Annotated in this window: 8 protein-coding genes; all 8 read right to left on the bottom strand. The window is 65.8% G+C overall.

What is annotated here, in order from left to right; translation table 11 throughout:
• Positions 1–66 precede the first annotated feature (66 nt).
• Positions 67–4,317: a type I polyketide synthase gene (locus DX914_RS05180; protein WP_147300604.1), complete on the bottom strand. Its 4,251-nt coding sequence runs from the start codon at positions 4,315–4,317 to the stop codon at positions 67–69.
• Positions 4,318–4,365: 48 nt separating this feature from the next.
• Positions 4,366–4,611, bottom strand: coding sequence for a hypothetical protein (locus DX914_RS05175; RefSeq protein WP_115857964.1), 246 nt, complete (start codon positions 4,609–4,611; stop codon positions 4,366–4,368).
• 50 nt (positions 4,612–4,661) lie between these two features.
• Positions 4,662–5,396, bottom strand: a complete 735-nt coding sequence (locus tag DX914_RS05170) for an SDR family NAD(P)-dependent oxidoreductase (RefSeq protein ID WP_196778826.1) — start codon at positions 5,394–5,396, stop codon at positions 4,662–4,664.
• Entirely contained in the window at positions 5,386–6,795 is a 1,410-nt protein-coding gene (locus DX914_RS05165) for a class I adenylate-forming enzyme family protein (protein ID WP_115857962.1), read from the bottom strand. Before DX914_RS05165 ends, DX914_RS05170 begins: the two co-directional genes overlap by 11 nt.
• Positions 6,796–6,913: 118 nt before the next feature.
• Positions 6,914–17,410, bottom strand: coding sequence for an SDR family NAD(P)-dependent oxidoreductase (locus DX914_RS05160; RefSeq protein ID WP_158549190.1), 10,497 nt, complete (start codon positions 17,408–17,410; stop codon positions 6,914–6,916).
• A 204-nt stretch (positions 17,411–17,614) separates the two neighbouring features.
• Positions 17,615–18,607 carry an NAD(P)-dependent alcohol dehydrogenase gene (locus tag DX914_RS05155; protein WP_158549189.1) on the bottom strand — a complete coding sequence of 331 codons (993 nt, stop codon included), beginning with the start codon at positions 18,605–18,607 and terminating at the stop codon, positions 17,615–17,617.
• Positions 18,604–19,029 carry a PaaI family thioesterase gene (locus DX914_RS05150; protein ID WP_115857959.1) on the bottom strand — a complete coding sequence of 142 codons (426 nt, stop codon included), beginning with the start codon at positions 19,027–19,029 and terminating at the stop codon, positions 18,604–18,606. The genes DX914_RS05155 and DX914_RS05150 overlap by 4 nt, the downstream gene beginning before the upstream one ends.
• A complete protein-coding gene (locus tag DX914_RS05145) occupies positions 19,026–20,060 on the bottom strand; it encodes an acyltransferase domain-containing protein (RefSeq protein WP_115857958.1) in 1,035 nt (344 codons plus the stop codon). The genes DX914_RS05150 and DX914_RS05145 overlap by 4 nt, the downstream gene beginning before the upstream one ends.
• Between the last annotated feature and the right edge of the window lies 1 nt (position 20,061).

The raw sequence follows: 20,061 nt of genomic DNA, 5'->3' as shown, positions 1-20,061 counted from the left end.
CTGCAGGGGGCTTGGCCGGCCGCCGGGTTCGCGCACGCGCTTGACTGGGAGAGAAGTGAGCTTCATTCAGGTCCCATGCGCCTGGCAGGCCTGTCCGCCCGATGCCGCTTGATCCCCGTAATAGCGGACCTGCTCCGACACCCCCAGGTCGTCTAGCGCGCGCTCGGAGATCACCTTGATCAGCGCCAGCTGATCCAGGTCCGAGGCGACGAAGGCCTCCAGCTCACGCATCGCCTCGTCCGGCTCGATCGAGCCGATGCCCAGACTTTCCATGCGCTTGCGATAGAACGCGTCGGTGACCACGCCGACGCTGCCCCAATAGGCCCAATTGACGATCTTGACCGGGTAGGGGTGGCGCGCGCGCAGGGCCTGCGCGAAGCTGTCCTTGAAGGTGCAGCCGGCGCAGTAGTTCGACTGTCCGGCGTCGCGGTGGAACGACGCCACCGACGAGAAGAACAGCACGAAATCGAGATCCTGGCCGGCGAAGGCGCGCTCGATGTTCACGCTGACGTCGACCTTGGCCGCCAGGCTTTGGCGGAACACGGCCTCGTCCATCGCGCGCACCGTCTGATCCCGCAGGACCAGCGCGGAATGCACCACGCCATCGATCCGCGGGAAGCGCGCACGGATGGCCGCGACCGCCGTCGCCAGCGCGGCCGCGTCGGTGGCGTCCGCGGAAAAGTAGTGCGGTCGCCGGCCCAGGCCCGTGATCGCATCGAGCTTTTCCTCGATCTCGGCATCCAGCGGCCGGCGGCCGATCCAGATCACCTCGGCGCCGTAGTGCGCGACCATGTGCCGCGTCCATACCTCGCCCAGTCCGCCGGCGCCGCCGATCACGACGTAAACGCCGTTCTGGCGGTAAGCGGAGCGCGAGGACGGCATGCGGCCGGCGTCGGCGAACTCCTGGCGGAACCACTCGTCGTGGCGGAACGCCAGGCCCCTGCCCTGCTCGTCCCAGGGCAAGGACAGGATTTCGCGCGGGTCCAGGTCGGCGGTCGATTCGATGTCGAGCAGCCGGAAGCGCCACTGCGGCAGCTCCTTCGCGACGCTGCCTACCATTCCGTGCACGCCGGCGTGATGCGGCATCACCGGCTCGCCATCGAAGACCTGCACAGCGCGGCGGGTGACGATAGTGAACTTGAGCTCGCGCTCGAACCGGTCGAGCCGGCTCAGGGACTTGAGAATGCGGAACAAGCAGATTACGCCCGCTTCCTGGCTGGAGACGATCGACTCGTTGTCGCCGTTCGTCTCGGGGGCGAACCACAGCAGATGGTCGAACTCGCGCTCGGACAGCAGGCGCTCGATACGTTCGACCGAATCGCCAGCCGCGATCGGCTGATGTTGCAGGTCTATCGAAGCCGCACGCAGCCAAGCGACCAGCGCTTCGTCTCCGCCCAGCAGCAGGCAGCGTTCGCCCGGCGCCGGCGTCACGGTGTCGCGCCCGAAGCGGACCGGATTCCAGATCGGGACCAGCGCGTGCAGGTCGGGCCCGGACGCCGGGGCCGCAGCCGGCTTGGCCGACGCCGGCGCGACCCCGATGGCGCGCGCAGGCGCAACGGCGGGAGCGGATGCGACCGTACGCGAGACCAAGCCGCGGATGCTCACCCGCGGCCGGCCCTGGTCGTCGACCAGGTCGATATCCAGCGACGGCATGTCCGCGACGGCCGCACCCGGCGAGCGGCGGACCCAAACCCACATCTCGTCGGTGGTGCCGCCGTGAACGATCATGTCGTCGAAGGCGAATGGCATTACCGCCGCGCCCCCCTCGACGTCCAAACCCGCGAGCAGGCAGATCGTGCACTGCATCGCCGAGTCCATCATCGCCGGATGCAGGCCGAAGCGCGGGTCGGACGCGCCCGGCAACCGCAGGCGCGCCACCACCTCGTCCTCGCCGCAGCGCAGCTCGGCAATGCCTTGCATCGACGGGCCATAGGCCAAACCCAGGGTCCGGAACCGCGCGTACAGCGCATCGCGATCGCGGTTCGCGGCCTCGACGGCCTTGCCGACCGCTGCGACATCCATCGGCCCGGTATCGATGGCTTCCGCACTGCAGCGGACCGTTCCGCGGGCATGGGGTGTCTCGCCGCCGCTTTCGGAGAAGATCTCGTACTCGAGCCAGCGCCCGCCGCGCTCGTCTTCGCCGCTATCGTGCAGCACCACCGTCAGCGCGAACGCATCGTCCACCACGACCGGCTGGATCCAGGCGTGGTCCTTGAACTCAAGCGTTCGCGTGCGCTCGCCCGGCAGGGCCAGGGCCACGGCGGCGCGCACCATCTCCACGTACGCCACGCCGGGCAGCACGCGGTGCTCGAGCACCACATGGTCGCGCAGGAAGAATTCCCCGCCTTCGAACTTGGACGCGAAGATAGGCCCCGAAATGTCGGATACGTTGGCGTGCAGCAAAGGATGCAAGACCGAGGGCGCCGCCGTAGTTGGCCCCGACTGGGCATCGGCGGGCCGCTCCGGTATCGCAAAGCGCCTTTTCTCGAAGGGATAGGTAGGCAGAGCGATGCGCTGTGCGCCCGATCCCGCGTACAGGTCTTCGAACGACAGCTTCGCTCCGCGGCAGTAGAGGTCGGCGAGCGCAAGCAACTTGCCGTGCGCTTCTTCGGCCGGAAGGCCGTCGATAATCTGCCGCACCAGAAAGTGCGCGAACTCATCCAGGCCCGGAGTCGCATTGCTGGAATTCTCGACTTCGATCCCGACAAAGCAATCCGGTGCGCGTCGATGCCGGTTCAGGCGCCCAAGCTTGGCTGCCAGATCGTCGGCATCGCTCGCCACCAGCACGCAGCGATTGGTAAACAGGCTGCGCCCCGTGGCGAGCGTGTAGGCGATATCGTCGAGATGCTCTCCCCGACCGGCCTCGAGCCAGGTGGCCAGGTCGGCGACCTTGCGCCAAAGCGCAGCCTCGGTCCTGGCCGACAACACTACGATTCGCGGCGCTGCCACCGCTCGCGCCGGCAGCGGACGCTGCGGAGGCTCTTCCAGCACCATGAAGGCGTTGGTTCCGCCGATGCCGAGGCAGTTGATCGCGGCACGGCGCGGCGTGTCGGCCTGCGGCCACTCGATCGACTCGGTATTGACGTGGAACGGGCTACTTTCGAAATCGATTTTCGGATTAGGCTTGGTGAAGTTGATGCAGGGCGGAATCCGCTGGGATTTCAGCGCCATCGCAACCTTGATCAGGCTCGCCATACCGGCCGCGATATCCAGATGGCCGATGTTGTTCTTGACCGATCCGATCGCGCAGAACTGACGGCGCTCGGTTTCGCTGCGGAACAAGCGGCTCAGCGCGAGGATCTCGATAGGATCGCCCATCGCCGTACCCGTGCCATGCGCCTCGACATAGCCGAGGCTGTCGGCCGATACACCGGCGTTGTCCAGCGCCGCGCGCATGCAGTCGAGCTGGCCTTCGACCTTGGTGGCCAGGAAGCTCATCTTCTGGCCGCCGTCGTTATTGATCGCCGAACCCTTGATCACGGCTTGGATGCAATCGCCGTCGGCCAGCGCCTGTTCCAGGGGCTTGAGCAAGACCATGCCGACGCCGCTGCCGAACACCACGCCCCGCGCGTCCGCATCGAAGGCGCGAACCTGCCCGTCGGCGGAAAGAATGTTGCCGCTCTCGTACAGGTAGCCGGCCACCTGCGGCGTGCGTACGGCGACCGCGCCGGCCAGGGCCATGTCGCACTCGCCCGAGCGGATGCTCTGGCACGCCATATGCACCGCCACCAGCGAGGTCGAGCACGCGGTTTGCACGGCGACGGCCGGGCCACGCAGGTTCAGCTTGTACGACAGGCGCGTCGGAGCGAAGTCTTTGTCGTTGCCGACATGCCAATTGCCGCCAGTCTTGCCTATGACATCGTCGTAGTGTTCGGCGCACGAAAGCAGCTGGCTGGACACGATGCCGCCGCTTCCGGCGAACACACCGACCCGGCCGGGTTGTGTGCCCGGTGGGTAGCCGGCATCCTCCATGGCCGACCACGCGCACTCGAGCAACAACCGGTGCTGCGGATCCATGACTTCCGCATCGCGCGGCGGAATCCAGAAGAACTCGGCATCGAAGCAGTCGTGGTCCGCGAGCAGCGGCGCGAACTTCACGTAGTTCTTATCGGCCAGGGCTTTGGCGGACACCCCATTGGCCAGCAGTTCTTCGGCAGAAAGCGCGGTGATGCCCGAGCGACCAGCGCACAGATCGGCCCAGAACTCGTGCGTCGAGGCCGAGCCGGGAAATCTCCCAGCCATTCCTATGATTGCAATGTCGCTGTGCTTCCTTGCCATATCCGATCCTGCCGCAATGGATTCCTTCCAGTCCGCCACGTAACGTGGTCGGAACGGGAGTCGATCGTCTAGAGAAGAGCTGCCCGATCAGCGCTCGTAGGCGGCGCAAAGATCGCCGACCGTGCGCAGGCCGGTGATCGGCACGTCGCCGCTCGCGAATGGGTCGTAAGAAAACTCGATCTCCAGGATCGCCAGAATGCGTGCGATATGCAGCGAGCGGAATCCGAGCATGTCGATGAGCGCGCTGGAATCGCTGATCGTGCCGATCTGCAGACCCTCCTCCTCGGCTACGCGACGGAGAGTGTCGTAGATGATCTTCTGGTGTTCGCTCATGACGTTCCTGGAATCGGGTTGAACGGAAGGGCCAGCGATGGCGCTGGGCGTTAGCATGAGAAGCCGCCATCGACCGACAGGGTCTGACCGGTGATGGCGCGCGTGGACAGCAGGAAACGGGCGCTGTCGACGATGTCCTGGGTGGTGCACATGGCGCGCATCGGCGTCCGGCGAATGATGCGGGCGCGCTGGGCGTCGGTCAGGTGGCCGACCATGTCGCTTTCGAAGAAGCCGGGGGCGATCGCATTGACGGTGACACCCTGCGGCCCGACTTCGCTCGCGAGACTGCGCGTGAAGCCCAGCAGGGCCGCCTTGGTGGCGCTGTAGACCGTCAGGCCCTTGTGGCCGCGCAGGGCGTTGACCGAAGAGATGTTGATGATGCTCCCGTGCCGCGCCGCGATCATCGCCTTGAGGCAGGTGCGCGTCAGCACGATCACCGACTCAAGATTCAAGGTCAGTGCCAGGTGGATGTCGCGCTCCGAGGTCATGGTCAGCAAGCCCTCGAGACCGACGCCGGCGTTGTTGATCAGGGCATCGATGCGCTTGTAGCGTCGCATGACGTTCATGCCGAAGGTCCTGACCCCGTCCAGGTCGGTCCCCTCGATCGGCTCCCAATGGAAGCGCTCGCCTTGCGGATCGGCGCTGCGCATCTCATCGATGAAACCGCTGCTGGAACGGCTGAACGTGGCGACGATATCGCCCGCGTCGAGACGGTCTTGAACCAATGCCTGCCCCAGTCCGCGGCTGCCGCCGCTGATGATGACCACCCGCTTGTCAGTCGACACTTTCCTGCTCCCTCTCGGCATTGACGACATCGCTCTGCGCCGTGCGCGCCGGGCGACGAATCTTCTTGAAGCGGGCACCGAACATGGCTTCTTCGCTGACCGCCACGCCGACCGGCACCTTGAACGGCGGCAGATGCTCCCGGCAATGCGCGCGGACGCGGCGCTCGACCTGCGCCGCGGGCTCGGGCGCAACCAGTTGCACGGTGGCGAAAACCAACTGGCCGGTAAGTGCGCTCGCCTTGCCGCTGACGACGACGTCGCTGACGTTCTCCAGCTGCAGGATCAGGTTCTCGATCTCGCTCGGGTATACCTTTTCGCCGCCGACATTGATGATCTCGGACTCGCGCCCGAGTATGCGCAGGTAGCCGTCTCGTTCCTCGACCTTGTCGCCGGTGTTGAGCCATCCGTCCTCGTCGAAAGGAGATGGCGCATTGAGGTAGCCGATCATCGCGGCGTCGGTCCGGATCCAGAGGATGCCGTCGACAACGCGGATCTCATGGTGCTCCCCGCCGACCTTCATCCAGGTCGAGCCCGCGTCCTCGGATCGGGTCGGCAGTATTCCTACCTCGGTGAGTCCGTAGGTCTGCTTGCAGCGCACGTCGGGCAAGGCCTGGTTCAAGGCCTTGAGCGTCGCCAGCGACATCGGCTCGGTGCCGTAGGTGACCAACTCCAGCGACGACAGGTCGTAGTCCCGGCGCTGATCCGAGATCAGCAGCATGTTGAGGAAGGTCGGCGTTGTCGGCAGCAGCTGAACGCGTTGCGATTCGATCGCCTGACATACATTGGGGACCGAGCGGTCGGCGACGAACACGGCGGTTCCGCCGTTGAACAGCACGTGCAGCAGCGTGTTGATGCCACCGATATGGTCGAACATCAGGAAGATCAGGGTGCGATAGGCCGTCCCGGGCTTCTGCAGGACGTGCGCGATCAGTCGCGAGAAGCGATGCACCGAGGCCTTGTTCTTGCCGGTCGACCCGGAAGTGAACAGGATCAGCCCGGCTTCCTTGGGCTCGCCGCGCAGGCGGTCGAGCAGCGGGTGAGGCTGGCCATAACCGCAGTGCGTGTAGCGACTGCTACCGTCATTGGAGAACTCGAAAACGCCATCGACGCACGCGGTCGCTAGCGCGTCTTCGACTTCGAAGTCGCTGGCGGACAGGAAGGGAACCACGATGTTCGCATTCTCGACCAGCGCGAATAGCAGGCCGATCATGTCGCCGGAGACTTTGCCGCGCAGCGCAATGCAGGCGCCGGGAGCGACGCCCGTCTCCTGCAGTTGCTCGCGCCAGTGACGAATCCTGTCGTGCAGCTGAGCATAGTCGAGCTCCGCCCCGTCGCAGACTATGGCCGTGCGGCCGGCGCGATCGGCCCAAGCCTCGATTAATTTCCCCAGGTTTTGCATTCAACGCTCCATGTTCGATGACCCGCGGCGCGGGTGGATCAGCCGATTGTCCGGTCCGGCAGTGTCAAGTCGGCGACAGGATCGCGCCCCCATTTGGACGACAAGCTTGCGATGCCCATCAGGTCGCGCCCTCCTCGAATATCGCGTCCAGCGCGTCCTCGAACTCCAGGCTCGCCGTGCGCTGCGCTGCGTGCTCGGACCCTACGGACCGCCCTGTGGCGTAAAGCGATTCGAGCATCGAGGCGAATTCCTCGTCGTGCGCACGCTCGGCGTCCGGCGTGGCGGGGTAGCCGATCGTCAGGCCCTTGATCTTGATGAGTACGCGACCGTCGGCATCGATCGCGTCGATGTCGAGCACGCCGCGGCCGCCTCCACGTGCCGCGCGAACCCAGATCGCGCCCTCGCGGGCGACGCCCGGAGCGAAGGCGAGGCGTTCCAGGCCGATCAGGCTCGTGGCCGACGGCGGTACGCCGGCCGCGGCCAGATGGTCGATACCGGCCAGGTGCGCGAGCGAGAGCAAGGTGTAGGCGTCCAAGGCACCGGCCGCATCGCCCGCCCCATCGGGTTCCGGCGGCAAGCGGAATTGGAGCAACTGCTGCCGCTCGCCGCGAAGGCAGGCGACCACGCCATCGGGCAGGCGATCGCGGACCATGCCTGCGCCGACCAAGGCGCCGTAGTAGTCCGCGGCGTCCTGAACCTCGCCACGGAACATGGTGCGCAGTTGGGACAAATCGATGCGGTCCGGTTCCCTGCCCGCCACGTAGCTACCGGCGCCATGACACAGCATCGACTCGCCGTCCGCGCCCACGGCCTTTACGTCGAAGTCGAATTCGCCGTCGCCGGTCGCGTAGAGGTCCGCGGAGACGGTACCGCCTTGCGTGTCCGGCTCGGAGGTTGTCCATGCCAGAGAACGCAGTTCGATGCGCGCCTTGCGCCCGCGCTCGCCCAGGGACTCCCGCGCCGCCAGCCGTACCATCTCGACCGGAAGTAGATCGGGCAGCCCGGCCTCGGGCCGCAACGCCGTCCCGCGCAAGGATTTCGCGAGCAGCGCGGTGTCCGACGCGAACGACTGCCGGCCGAACTCCGATGCGTTGCGGTGCAGCAGCGGATGCACCACCGCCTGGCTGCCCGGCTTCTGCTTCTCGGGATCGATGCCGAACCAATACCGCTCGCGAGCGAAGGCGTAGGTGGGCAGCACGCAGCGGCGCATGGCGTGGCCGGCATACAGCGCCTTCCAATCCGGCTCCTGGCCTTTGAGCCAGACATCGAGCAGCGCGTTCAGGTCCCGCTCGCGCAGCCATTGCTCGAGGATTGCGGCGTCGGTGGTGCCTATGTCGGCCTTGCGGCGCACGCTGGACTGGCGCACGCCGGCCGCCGCGGCATCGCCGTCGACATAGGCCTGCAGCCGTTCGGTCAACTCCTGCATGCTCGCCGCGATCAGGGCCATGCGCTCGGGCATGACGTCGCGGCCCACCTGCAGCGTGTAGGCCACGTCGGCGAGGTCCTCTTCCGGATGGCTACGCAGATGAGCCAGCAGCCGTTCGGCATTGGCGCGCAGGCGGTCTGCGTTCTTGGCCGAAAGCACGAAGGCGTACGGGCCGCTCGGACGCGCGCGCGGAGCGGCTTCGTCCGCTAGGTACTCCTCCAGCACTACGTGTACGTTGGCGCCGCCGAAGCCGAAGGAGCTGATGCCGGCGCGGCGCGGGTGGACCCGGCCTTGCCCGTCGACCGCCGGCTCCCATTCCTTGGTCTTTTCCACCGGATAGAAGGGGGTGGTGTCGAGATTGATGTAGGGATTGAGCTTCTCGAAGTGCAGCAGCGCGGGAATCTGCTTGTGCTTGATGGACAGCAGCACCTTCAGGATGCCGGCGATACCGGCTGCGGTTTCCAGATGGCCGATGTTGGTCTTGGCCGAGGTGAGCCCGATGTGCGGCTTCTCGGCCGGCGGGATCTGATGCTTGCGGTACAGCTCGGAGAACGCCTTCTTCATGGCCTGGATCTCGATCGGATCGCCCAGGCTGGTGCCGGTGCCGTGACACTCGAGATAGCCGACGCTGCGGGGATCGATCTCGGCCTTTTCGTAGGCTTCGACCAGCAGATCGGCCTGCGCGTTCGGGTTCGGCGCGGTCAGCATCGTCACTTTGCCGCCGTGGTTCTCGGCGGTGGATTTGACGACCGCATAGATATGGTCGCCGTCGGCGATGGCGTTCTCCAGCGGCTTGATCAGGATCGCGCCGGAGCCCTCGCCGCGGACGTAGCCGTTCGCGCGCGAATCGAAGGTCTTGCATTTGCCGTCGTCGGCCAGCATGCCGGCCGCGCCGAACGAGATGTGACCGGCGGGGGTGAGCATGACCTGCACCCCGCCGACGATCGCCATGTCGCAGCTGCCGGTGTGGATCGACTCGATCGCGCGGTGCAGGGCCACCAGCGAACTCGAGCACGCGGTGTCCAGCGGCGCGCTGGGCCCGTGAAGATTGAGCAGGAACGACACGCGGTTGACGAGGATGGCGTGCGAAGTGCCCGAAGCGGAATAGCCGTCGAGCTCGGCCTGGTTCGTCGCCATCAGGTCGATGTAGTCGCGCGTGGCCGCGCCGACGAACAGACCGGTCTTGGTGCCGGCCAGGTCGGAGACCCGGTGGCCGGCGTCCTCGATCGCACCCCAGACGCTCTCCAGGAAAATCCGCTGCTGCGGATCCATCATCTCCGCTTCGCGCGGCGAGATGCCCCAGAACAGCGGGTCGAACTTGTCGACCTCGCGCATGAAGCCGCCCCACTTCGACAGCGTCTTGTTCTTCTCCGCCAGCGGATCGCCGTAGTACGCCTCCCAGTCCCAGCGGTCCGGCGGAACAAGCGTGACCATGTTGTTCTCGGCCTTGCTCAGCTTGTCCCAGTACTCGTCCAGCGTGTCCGCCTGCGGCATCACGCCGCTCATGCCGACGATGGCGATCGGGCGCTCGATGAAGCGGCGGCCGGGGGAGAAGCGCCCCGTGCCCGCGGGCGGCGTCGCATCCGGCACGGCAAGCGCGTTCTTGGGCGCGAACACAGGCTGATCCCGGACCGGTAGCGCTGGGCTGGGCGAGCCGGCGTTGGCCGCGGCCGACAGCGTACCCGCCTGCGCATGCACGCGAAGCATGTTCTCGCGGTGGTCCTGGGCGAGATGCTTGGCGATCTCGCGGATGTTCGGATACTCGAAGAACAAGACCGGCGTGATGTCCAGGCCGTACTTGTCGTTGACCATGTTGCTGAACGAGGTGAGCCCGATCGAATCGAAACCCAGGTCCAGCAGGATGGTGTCGAGGTCGACATCATCGGCGTCGATCTTCAGGAAGTCCATGACGATCTGCGACAGCGCGCCCTGGACCTGGATCGCCAGATCGCCGTCCTCGCCCCCAACCACCGTCGGGGCCGCCGCAGACGCCGCCTCGGCGGCCTTGGGCGCGTCGACCGCGCCGATGCCCCAGGCGCGTTCGACCTTGTCCTTCACGCCCTGCAGCACCGCGAGCTGCGGCAGATCGCCATGCAGGCCCAGCATCAGCGCCTGGATACCGACCTCGCGCCGCAGCGGCCGGATGCCGAGATTGCGCTCGAAGAACAGCGCGGTTTGCTCGTCCAGCCGCATGCCGCCCTCGGCCCAGATCGACCAGTTGAGGCTGAGCGCCTTGCCGTGCCGCTGCCCGGCACGAGCGCGCGCATTGCGCTGCGCGGCGAACGCATCCATGAAATGGTTCGCGTACGAGTAATCGCTCTGGCCGGCGTTGCCTGCCAGCGCCGCCAGCGACGAGAACATCACGAAGAAGTCCAGCGGTTCGTCGCGCGTCGCGTCGTCCAGCAGCACCGAGCCTCGGATCTTGGGCGCGAACACGGCCGCCATTTCGTCGCGCGTCTTGTTGCGCAAGTACGCATCGCGCAGCACGCCGGCGCTGTGGATGATGCCGTGCAGCCCGCCATAGCGGTCCTTGCACACTTGGACCAGTCTTTCGACATCCTCGCGCTTGGACACGTCGGCCGGCACGTACACCACTTCGGCACCGGCCGCGCGCATGGAGTCGAGCGCCGCTTCGGCTTCCGGCTTGAGCGCGCCGCGGCCGCTCAGCACCAACCGCGCCTGGCACTGCCTCGCCAGATGCTCGGCGAAGATCAGGCCCAAGCCGCCGGCGCCGCCGGTGATGAGGTAGATGCCGCCATGACGGATCGGGGCTGCGTCCCGGGCCGGAGCGACGGGTTCTTCGCAGCCGTGGATACGGCGCAGGTAACGCACGCCTTCGCGGTAGCGCACCGCCAAGGCCTTGGTATCGTCGCAGAACTCGGCCGCGATCGCGGCCACCGACGTCGTATCGAAGCCGGCGGCATCGGCCGAGTCGGTGCCGACGATTTCAACGACCTTGCATGCGAGCTTAGGGCACTCGGCGCGCAGAATGGTCGCAAAGCCCTGGATCGCCTCATTGTGCGGCTGCGTTTCGAGCGGCGTGCTGAAGTATAGGTACTGCAGGCGGACATCGGGCTCGCATTTCTGCGCGATGATGGCCTGGGTCAGATACAGGAAAGCGTACACGCCGCGATCGAGCGCCCGCATCGTGCGGTCTTCGGCCGACAGCCCGTCGGCCTCGGTGTCGGGCAGCGCCGACCAGGCGAAGCACAGGTTCAGGGCGGCATCGGATTGCTGGCGCAACGCCGAAAGCAACGTCTCGAAGTCCTCGCGCTTGCCGGCATCGATACGATATCGACGGGGGTCGATACGGGCGAAGCCGTCGCCGGGCAGCACCGCGATCAGCTTGTCGGGGTCGCCTCCTGACGCGGCCAACGCGGCCCGGTAAGCCTCGTGACTGCGCTCATCGGGTGCGAACAACACGATGGTCTGCCGCGAGGGCTCGCTTGCGGGAGCCGGGAGCGATGCGGGCTGCCACTCGGGGCGGTAATACAAGGTAGGGAACGCAGCATCGTCGCCGCCCGTTGACGGCGCACCAGACGCGGCGCCGGGCTTTTCGTGCACGTCGAGCAACGGCACACCGACCGAATCGCGCACCCTGACCAGCACCCTGCCCTGCTCGTCGACGATGAGCACGTTCATCTTCGAGACGTTGGACGACTTCTTCTCGTCCCTGGCCTCGGTCACGTAGCTGTAGCAGACCTGGGTAAGCGGATGCAGGATCTCCACTTCGCCCAGCGAATACGGCACGAACATCTCGCCGCCGGCGTCGGCGAGCCGCGCGGCCATGGCCGCCTGGAATGAGGAGTCGACCAGCGAGGGATGCAGCACGAACTCATCGAAGCGCGTGCCGTCCAGCGCCGGCATCTTCAGGGCGCCCAGCACCTCGAAGGCGGCCTGGGGATTGCGGTGGACCTCGGTGAGCGCCTGAAAGCTGGGGCCCAGGCCCAGGCCGAGGGTCTTGAACAGCGGGTAGGCACGGTCGGCGTCCATGACCTTGTCGCAGCGACTGCGGATCGCGGACAGGTCGATGTGCTCGTCTTCCGCCGCATCGTCCTGGGCCGTCGCATAGAAGAGCTTCCCTTGGCAATAGAGCTGCTTCCTTCCATCCTCGCGTTCGCTGAAGACCTCGAACACGACCGAGTCGCCAGCGGGCTTCAGTTCGACCAGCACCTCGTTGGCAACCGAGTTGCGCACCGTCAACGGGCTGACCCAGAGGATGTTCTTGATTCTGCGGACCTTGCGCCCGGCGGCGATCTCGCCGGCCTTGCGCGCCAGGTCGAGATAAGCCACGCCCGGAAGCGTGGGGATGTCGGACACCAGATGGTCGTAGATGAAGAACTCGCGGTCGGTGAATACCTTGCGGAACACCTGGCGCTCGAACGTGGATTCGTTGCTGTCGATCAGCGGATGCAGGCCGGCCACCTGCCCGGCCGACGCCGGCCCGATCGCGCTGCCTTGGATGGGTTCGAGCCAATGACGCTTGTCGGCGAACGGATACGTCGGCAGCGAAATTCGCCTGCCCTGCTCACCGATCTGCATGCCCTGCCATTCGGACACCAGGCCGTCGATCCACAGCTGCGCCAGCTTCATCGGATCGCGCGATTTCGCCAGCAGATCGACGAAGGCGTCCTTTTCCTTGCGGTTGAGCATCTTGGTGATGCCTTCCGCATTCTTCACGTGGCCGATCAGGATGTGCTCGTCGCGCGTGCCTGCCAGGAAGGACTGCAGCCTGCCGATCAGGCGCTCGTGGCTGTCCGCCAGAATGGCGACGCGGTGATCGAAGGACTTGCGGCCCAGCTGCAGGGTGAAGGCGATCTCATCGAGGCTGGGAGGGGCATCGCCGTCGCGGCGCTTCTCGACGAAGGACTGCAGCCGCATCGCGACCTGGCGCAGCTGCTCTTCGTTACGCGCCGACAGCGGAAAAATGCGCAGCCCGCGTTCCGCCGGAACGCCGGTGGACAATGCGGTGTCCGAAACCGCTTCGAGAATCACATGCGCGTTGGAACCGCCAGCGCCGAAAGAGCTGATGCCCGCACGCAGCGGTTGCAGCACGCCATCGATTTCCTTGGGCTGCCACGGCGTCAGCGTCTGCTGGACTACGAACGGCGAATGCGCGAAATCGATGAATTCATTGAGTTGGGCCGAATGCAGCGACGGCACCAGGGTGCGGTGACGCATCTGCAGGATGGTCTTGCACACGCCCGCGATGCCCGCGGCCGCTTCCAGGTGGCCGATGTTGGTCTTGATCGAACCGATCGGGCAGGTCTGCAGCGCGACCCGGTCCTTTTCGAACGCCTGGTTGAGGCCGGCGATCTCGATGGGATCGCCCAGCTCGGTGCCGGTGCCGTGGGCTTCGATGTAACCGATGCTGCGCGCGTCCACGTTGGCCTTCTGCAGCGCCATGCTGACGACGTCGCACTGCGCCTTCGAGTTCGGTACCGCATAGCCGCTGTTGCGCCCGCCGTGGCTGATCGCCGAGCTCTTGATCACCGCATAGATGTTGTCGCGGTCGCGCCGCGCCTGGGCGAGCGGCTTGAGCAGCAGCGCGCCGACGCCCTCGCCCGGCACGTAGCCGCTGGCGCCGCGGCCGAAGGCGCGACATAGGCCTTCATCCGACAGCAGACCGCCAGCGACGGTGATTTCCTGTTTGGACTGGTGCACATCCAGGTTGACGCCGCCGACCAGGGCGGCGGCGCATTCGCCGCGCCGGATGGCATCGCAGGCGAGATGGATCGCGGTCAGGCTGGCCGAGCACGCGGTGTCAACCGCGATGCTGGGACCGGTGAAATTCATGAAGTAGGAAGCGCGGTTGGCGACGCTCCACAGGAACGAGTTGGCGACCACAGCGTTGCCGGCCAGGCGCTCCTCGGCGCCGACCATCTGGTACATCGCCCACACCGCGCCCACGTACACGCCGATCCGGCGTGCGCCCAGCTCTTCGCTCTGGAACGCCTCGGGGTAGTAGCCGGCGTCTTCCAGAGCTTCCCAAGCGACCTCCAGGAACAGGCGCTCCTGCGGGTCCAAGGTCTCGGCTTCGCGCGGCGATATATTGAAGAACAGCGAGTCGAAGCGGTCCAGGTCGTCGAGAAAGCCGCCGCGGTACCGGCCCAACACATCGCGGTTGCGCCGGCGCTCGAACCGCGACTGCGGAATCTCATCGATGCAGTCGCGCCCCTGGGTGAGATTTTCCCAGAGCTCCTCGGCGTTCCTGGCCTTCGGAAAGCGCGCGGCCATACCGACGATGGCGATTTCCATATCGGCCGGCACCGACATATCGGAGGCCTGCGGCCCGGCTGCCGCGGCGGTAGCGGCACGCGGCTGCGCGGCGTGCGTAGCCGAAGCGTGCACGGCTGCAACCGTAGCAGCGCCCTGCGCATCCCCCACCGGCACCGATACGACGCTGCGCGGCGACAACAGTCCATCCAGCGTGAGCCGAACGTTGAGATCGCCCACCCCTGCGCTCGCGCTGAGGTCGGGGATATTGACGATGTCGGCGAACGCTTCCACCAGCCGGTCGCCCAGCCGATTGACCTCGTCGGCTTTTAGGCCCACGGGAATGGCCAGCCTGACGAGTTGATTGAGCGAGGTATCGTGCTGCATGCCGACGCTGTGCGCGCCGGCGCGGATGCCGGTAGCCAGGTAGAGCCAGGCCACGAACGATGCCACCGGTGCGGCCAGATCGCGAAACTCGGGAATACGCTTGACGTCGATCAACACGCAATGGGCGGACGCCGGACGGACGACAGGCAATTGCCGTTCCGCAAGACGCGATCCCAGTGCCTTCACGGCCTCGACGCGGCGGCGGACATGGGTCTCGATGTAGCCGCGGTTCTGCAGCGATGCCGCGATGCACTTCTTCTCGGTGACGTCCAGGGCCTTGCCGCCGCGCTGCTGCAAGGCTTGCAGCCGGTCGTGCAGCGCCTGATCGTTGGTCGCGATCAGCCCGCCCTTGTCGACGCAGAAATCCTTGGCCAGGCTGACCACGATCGCGTCGGCCTGCGACAGCAAGGCCTCCGCCACCTGCCACAGCGAGGCGCCGCGCCATTCGGGATCGTGGTCGATGACGGTCAGTGCGTTCTCGAGCACACGCGTGGCATCGAGAACCAGCGGCAGCCGGTGCTCCTGCAGCAGGGTCTTTACCTGCTTCAGGTGGGGCAGCGACACCGCGCCGCCGCCCGTGGCGTTATCGGTCAGCTCGATGCAGACATAAGCGATCTCTGCGCCTTGGCTTGCGATCTCGGCGCGCAGCGCGGACAGATCGAGGTCGCCTTTGAAAGGCGCGTCGGACTGCAGATCGAAGGCATGGGCGACGGGCATTTCTACCGGGGAGTAGCCGTTGTCGATCTGATTGAAAATCGTGCTGGGGAACAGGATGTTCTGCGGCACCCTACCCCGGGTCTCCCAGGCCTGGCAGAACAGCGCTTCGGCCGCGCGCCCGGACTCGGCCAGGGTGAAGTGCTTGAACGGAAATACCCGGCGCAGGCCGGCGTTCACGTCGATCGGCCGCTGGATCTGCGCGAACAGGGTGGCCATTTGCTTGTCGATGGCGGTCAGGCGCAACTGCGCCCAGGAGTCGGTCTTCAGATCGAAGTCGACTTGCGCGGCGGGAATGTTCAGCGGGTTGAAACCGGCCGCTTCCAGCGCCTTCCAGCGCGGGCTGGATGCGATGTCGCCGGTGGCCGTCGTGGCGGCGGTCGAGGCCGGCGCCGCATTCGCTTCCGTGGCGCACGCCGGCGCAGGCACGACCTCGTCGACCGGCGGCTCGTCGCCGTCCGATATCGCCGGGTCTGCGATCATCAGAATGATGTCGAGAACGTTGTCCGCCCTGCCCGCATCCACGGCCCGGCACAGGAAGATGTCCTTGCTTTCGGGGCGGAATTTGTTCTTGAACTGAAGGTTGCCCGCGTCGTTGAAGATCTCCTGGCGGCGCAGATCCTCGAGGATGTTCTCGATCGCCGGGTCCGCGTCGGGCGAGTCGGCGAGCTTGCAGCCGTAAGTACCGCCGAGGCTGAACACGCTGCAGCCCTCGTCGCGCAGCGTCTGGATGATGTTGACGATGGCGAATTCCAGCCCGCCCAGCGGCATGTCCGGGCCGTAGAACTCCAGATCCATCAGATAGCCGGCGCCGGCCGCCATCGGCGACACCAGGATCGCGTTCTGCAGGACATCGTCGACGTAGGTCAGGAACAGCCGGTGCTCGCGGTCCAGCGTGCCCGCGAGGATCTCGGCCTTGACGATGTGGATCAGCGGATTGACCATCGTGCGAGTCGCGCACCAGCGGTCGATGATCGCGGCGACCGCCTCGGCGGTCTTGGCATCGCTGCCGCAGATGTACTCTTGGGTACGGCAGGCACCGGCATTGGCGAACTTGGACACCAGATAGCGCAAACGCCGCATTTTCTGGCCTTCCAGGGTGAAGGACGCCAGGTCGGTCACGCGCTGCATCACGCCGAATGGCGTCGCGGAAAAGCGCTTGCCGCACAGCTCGGGAAGCCTATCTTCGACGAACAGATTGAGCTGCAGGCCATGCGCGTCGCAGTACCGATACAACTGTTCGGCGAGCGGGTGGAACTGATCTTCCGGCCCGGTATAGCCGTAAGCCAGCAGGATGTCCCTGCCTTTGCCGCAGTTGAAATAGCCGTGCTGAGCGTCACCGAAGAACAGCAGCGGCGCGATCATCGCGGTGCCGCGCGACACCGAAGATTCGTTTTTGTAACGATCGAAAATCTCGTGCCGGCGCCGTTCCAGTTGCGGGTAGCGATGCAAGTGCCTGAGCGCGACCATTGCCGGCAGTCGTGTTTCGCTCGCCGCGCTCGTCGTCGCCCGCGCAGGCGCGGCTGGCGCGGGAGCGGGCACCTCGTCCGTGGGAATCGATGGGCGCGGCTCCGCCTGTTGCGACGACGCGGACGGCAAAGCGTCCGGGAACTTGCCGATCAATACGTCCGTATGCGATTTGACGAAATACCGGGCCAGATCCCGGACGTTGAAGTTCTCGAACAGCAGCGTCTTCGGCAACGTGCCGAAGTCCTGCTCCAGACGCTTAAGTATCTTCAGGACCAGGAAAGAATTGACGCCGAGCTCGCCGAATGGCGTCTCCGCGTCGAAGACCAGCGCCGTATCCGCCGAATCGCAGATCAGCGATTTCAGATAGTTCTCTGTGCGCTCCTGCAGGGTGTCATGGTCCATCATTGGTCAGCATTCCTTGCGTTCCGTCCCCAGCGCCAAGTCACTTTGGCGCCACCTCGGATCATAGTCATTCGACCGCCAGGTAACAACTCAAATCGCAAAAAAAACCCTGGAATTTCGCTGCTTTCTTGTAAATCAACGCGCATCGCGAAACGTGGCTTGGCAGCCTCTCCGTTCACGTCCGCGATGGCTCCCGGATTCAGGTCAGATCTCGACGACGATCTTTCCGCACGCATGGCCTTTCTCCAGATGACGGATGGCATCGGCGGCATCCGCAAGCGGATAGCGCCGATCGATGACTGGGCGGAATGCCCCCTGTTCGAGCAAGCCGGCGAGCGTCGCCAGGTCCTCGGCGGTGGGCGCCTTCGACGCCAGAATCCAGCGATGCCTGCGGTCGAACAGCGGCATCGCCAGTACGTTCAGCGCCAGGCGCAGCGGGCCAAACCAATGGGTCTTGCCGGTTCCCCCCACCCAAACAAACCGGCCCTGAGGCACCAGTACCTGCCTGCAGCGACGCAGGGATTGGCTGCTGACCGTGTCGATGATCGTGTCGTAGCGGGTGGAACCGGCGGTGAAATCCTGCTTTCGGTAGTCGATAACGTGGTCGGCGCCGATCTCCTGCATCAGCGATCGCTTGGCCTCGCTGCACACGGCCGTGACCGTGGCGCCGAAATGCTTCGCAAGCTGCACCGCATGCACGCCCACCCCGCCGCCCGCGCCGTTGATCAGCACATGCTGCCCGGAGGTCACCTGGCCGTAATCGCGGACCGCGAACAGCGCGGTGCTTCCCGCCAGCGGAATCGAGGCGATTTCGGCGAAACCGATGCCTTGCGGCTTCTTCACTGCGAGCGCCGCGCCCACGCACAGGTATTCGGCCAGGGCGCGGGTGCGTCCGGTGGAAAAGTCGGAAATCTGGCCGAAGACTTCGTCGCCTACGCGCAGTGAGGTAACCCCGTCGCCGACGGCGTCGACGACCCCGGCGAAATCCAGGCCGACACCGTTGTTCTTCGGTCGTTTCAGGCCGATCTTAAACCGCAGCATGTAGGGGCTTCCGCGCATCAGATACAGATCGGCCGGGTTGAGCGACGCGGCGCGCATGCGGATGCGCAGCTCGTTCGAGCGCGGTACGGGCATCTCCACGTCCCGCAGCTGCAGAACATCGGGAGATCCGTACTCGTGGTAGACGAGGGCCTTCATGCGCTCGTCCTGATATCGGTCTCGATCTTGACGATCGTGCCCTGCGCCGCCGCGACCAGCATGGACTCCTGATTGCGGACGACGTAGACCTTGCATTCGCATACCGCCTGCCTCAATGCGAAGGACAGCACGGAGGACTTGGCGACCAGCAGCTCGCCGATGGTCGGCATCACGTAATTGATCTTGAACTCCGAGGTCACGCAATTGCCGAGCACGGTCGCGCCGGCGAACGTCAGGCAGTTGTCGGCCAGGTAGCTGATGACGCCGCCATGGACGTAGCCGTAGCTTTGCTTGAAATCCTCGCGCAGCCGCAACGACAGCTCGGCGTAGCCCTCGGACAGTTCGCACAGCTCCGTGCCCAGCAGCCTGCTGAAGGGCTGGGACACCAGCACCTGCTGGCCCAGTTCGAAGAATCGGCTCAAGCCGACGCCCTCCCCGAGGAATGCGCGGCGCTAGCCTGCCGGTACGCGGTGCTGGAGACGTCGCTCAAGCCCAGCCGCTGCAGCGCGTCGCGATAGGTGCGCTCGTCCCTGCCGAAATTATTGATCACGTCGCCGAATGTCGACGCGCTCCCGACCGGCAGCAGGTACTTGACGAAGGTCGCAAGCGTGCCGCTGGGGCCTACGTCCAGGAAGTGGAAATCGCCCCGATCGAGCAGGCCACGTACCGTGGCGCCGAACTCCACCGGCCGGCGGAACGTGGCCCACAGACGCTGCGACCATTCCCTCTGATCGCTTTCGCCGTCGTGCACGCTTCCGTCCAGACACGACACCATCGGCGTGCGCAGCGGCGCGAAGTCCACTTTCTCCGCCAGCGCCTTGAACGGCGCTTCGAGCGCCGCATGCATGCCGGTATGGAATCCGTACTTGACCGCCAGCACTTGATGGACCACGCCGTCACCGGTCAGCGCCGCGCGCAGCGGCGCGATCGCATCGACCGGTCCGGTCACGACCAGATGCCGCTCGAAGTTGCGCGCGGTCACCCAGCAATCTGCGAGCAGGCCGGCATAGCGCATTTCGACGTCGGACACGCCGACCACCGCCAGCATGGTCGCCGGCGGACTTTCGGCTTCGACCAGCCGGGCGTAATCGGCAGCGAAGCCGATGCCCTGCTCGATGGTCAATGCTCCGCCGATGATCGCGGCGGTGAGTTCGCCCAGACTGTAGCCGAGCAGGTAGTCCGGCCGGGCGCCCTCTTCGATCAACACCCGCGCCAGGCTGAATTCGAATGCCACCAGCGCCGGACTGGTGTGCAGCAGACGGTCGAACGGCTGGCCTTTGTCGCCTTTGCGGTACAGCAAGTCGCACAGCGAGCCGCCGATCAGCGGCTCGGCGATTTCGTCGCAGTGATCCATCCACAGGCGGAACCTGGGATGCCGGTCGTACAGCTCGCGTCCCATCTGGTGGTACTGCGAGCCCTGCCCGGAGAACATGAAGACGAGAGGAAGGCGCATG

Source organism: Lysobacter silvisoli, assembly GCF_003382365.1.
GTDB lineage: Bacteria > Pseudomonadota > Gammaproteobacteria > Xanthomonadales > Xanthomonadaceae > Lysobacter > Lysobacter silvisoli.
Note: the sequence above shows the minus strand (reverse complement) of the source record. Positions and strands in the feature narration are given on the sequence as shown.

What these genes read in the sequence shown, in the direction of transcription:
- DX914_RS05175 (WP_115857964.1), bottom strand. Translation starts at nt 4,611, where the DNA reads ATGAGCGAACACCAGAAGATCATCTACGACACTCTCCGTCGCGTAGCC.
- DX914_RS05165 (WP_115857962.1), bottom strand. Translation starts at nt 6,795, where the DNA reads ATGCAAAACCTGGGGAAATTAATCGAGGCTTGGGCCGATCGCGCCGGC.
- DX914_RS05160 (WP_158549190.1), bottom strand. Translation starts at nt 17,410, where the DNA reads ATGGACCATGACACCCTGCAGGAGCGCACAGAGAACTATCTGAAATCG.
- DX914_RS05155 (WP_158549189.1), bottom strand. Translation starts at nt 18,607, where the DNA reads ATGAAGGCCCTCGTCTACCACGAGTACGGATCTCCCGATGTTCTGCAG.
- DX914_RS05145 (WP_115857958.1), bottom strand. Translation starts at nt 20,060, where the DNA reads ATGCGCCTTCCTCTCGTCTTCATGTTCTCCGGGCAGGGCTCGCAGTAC.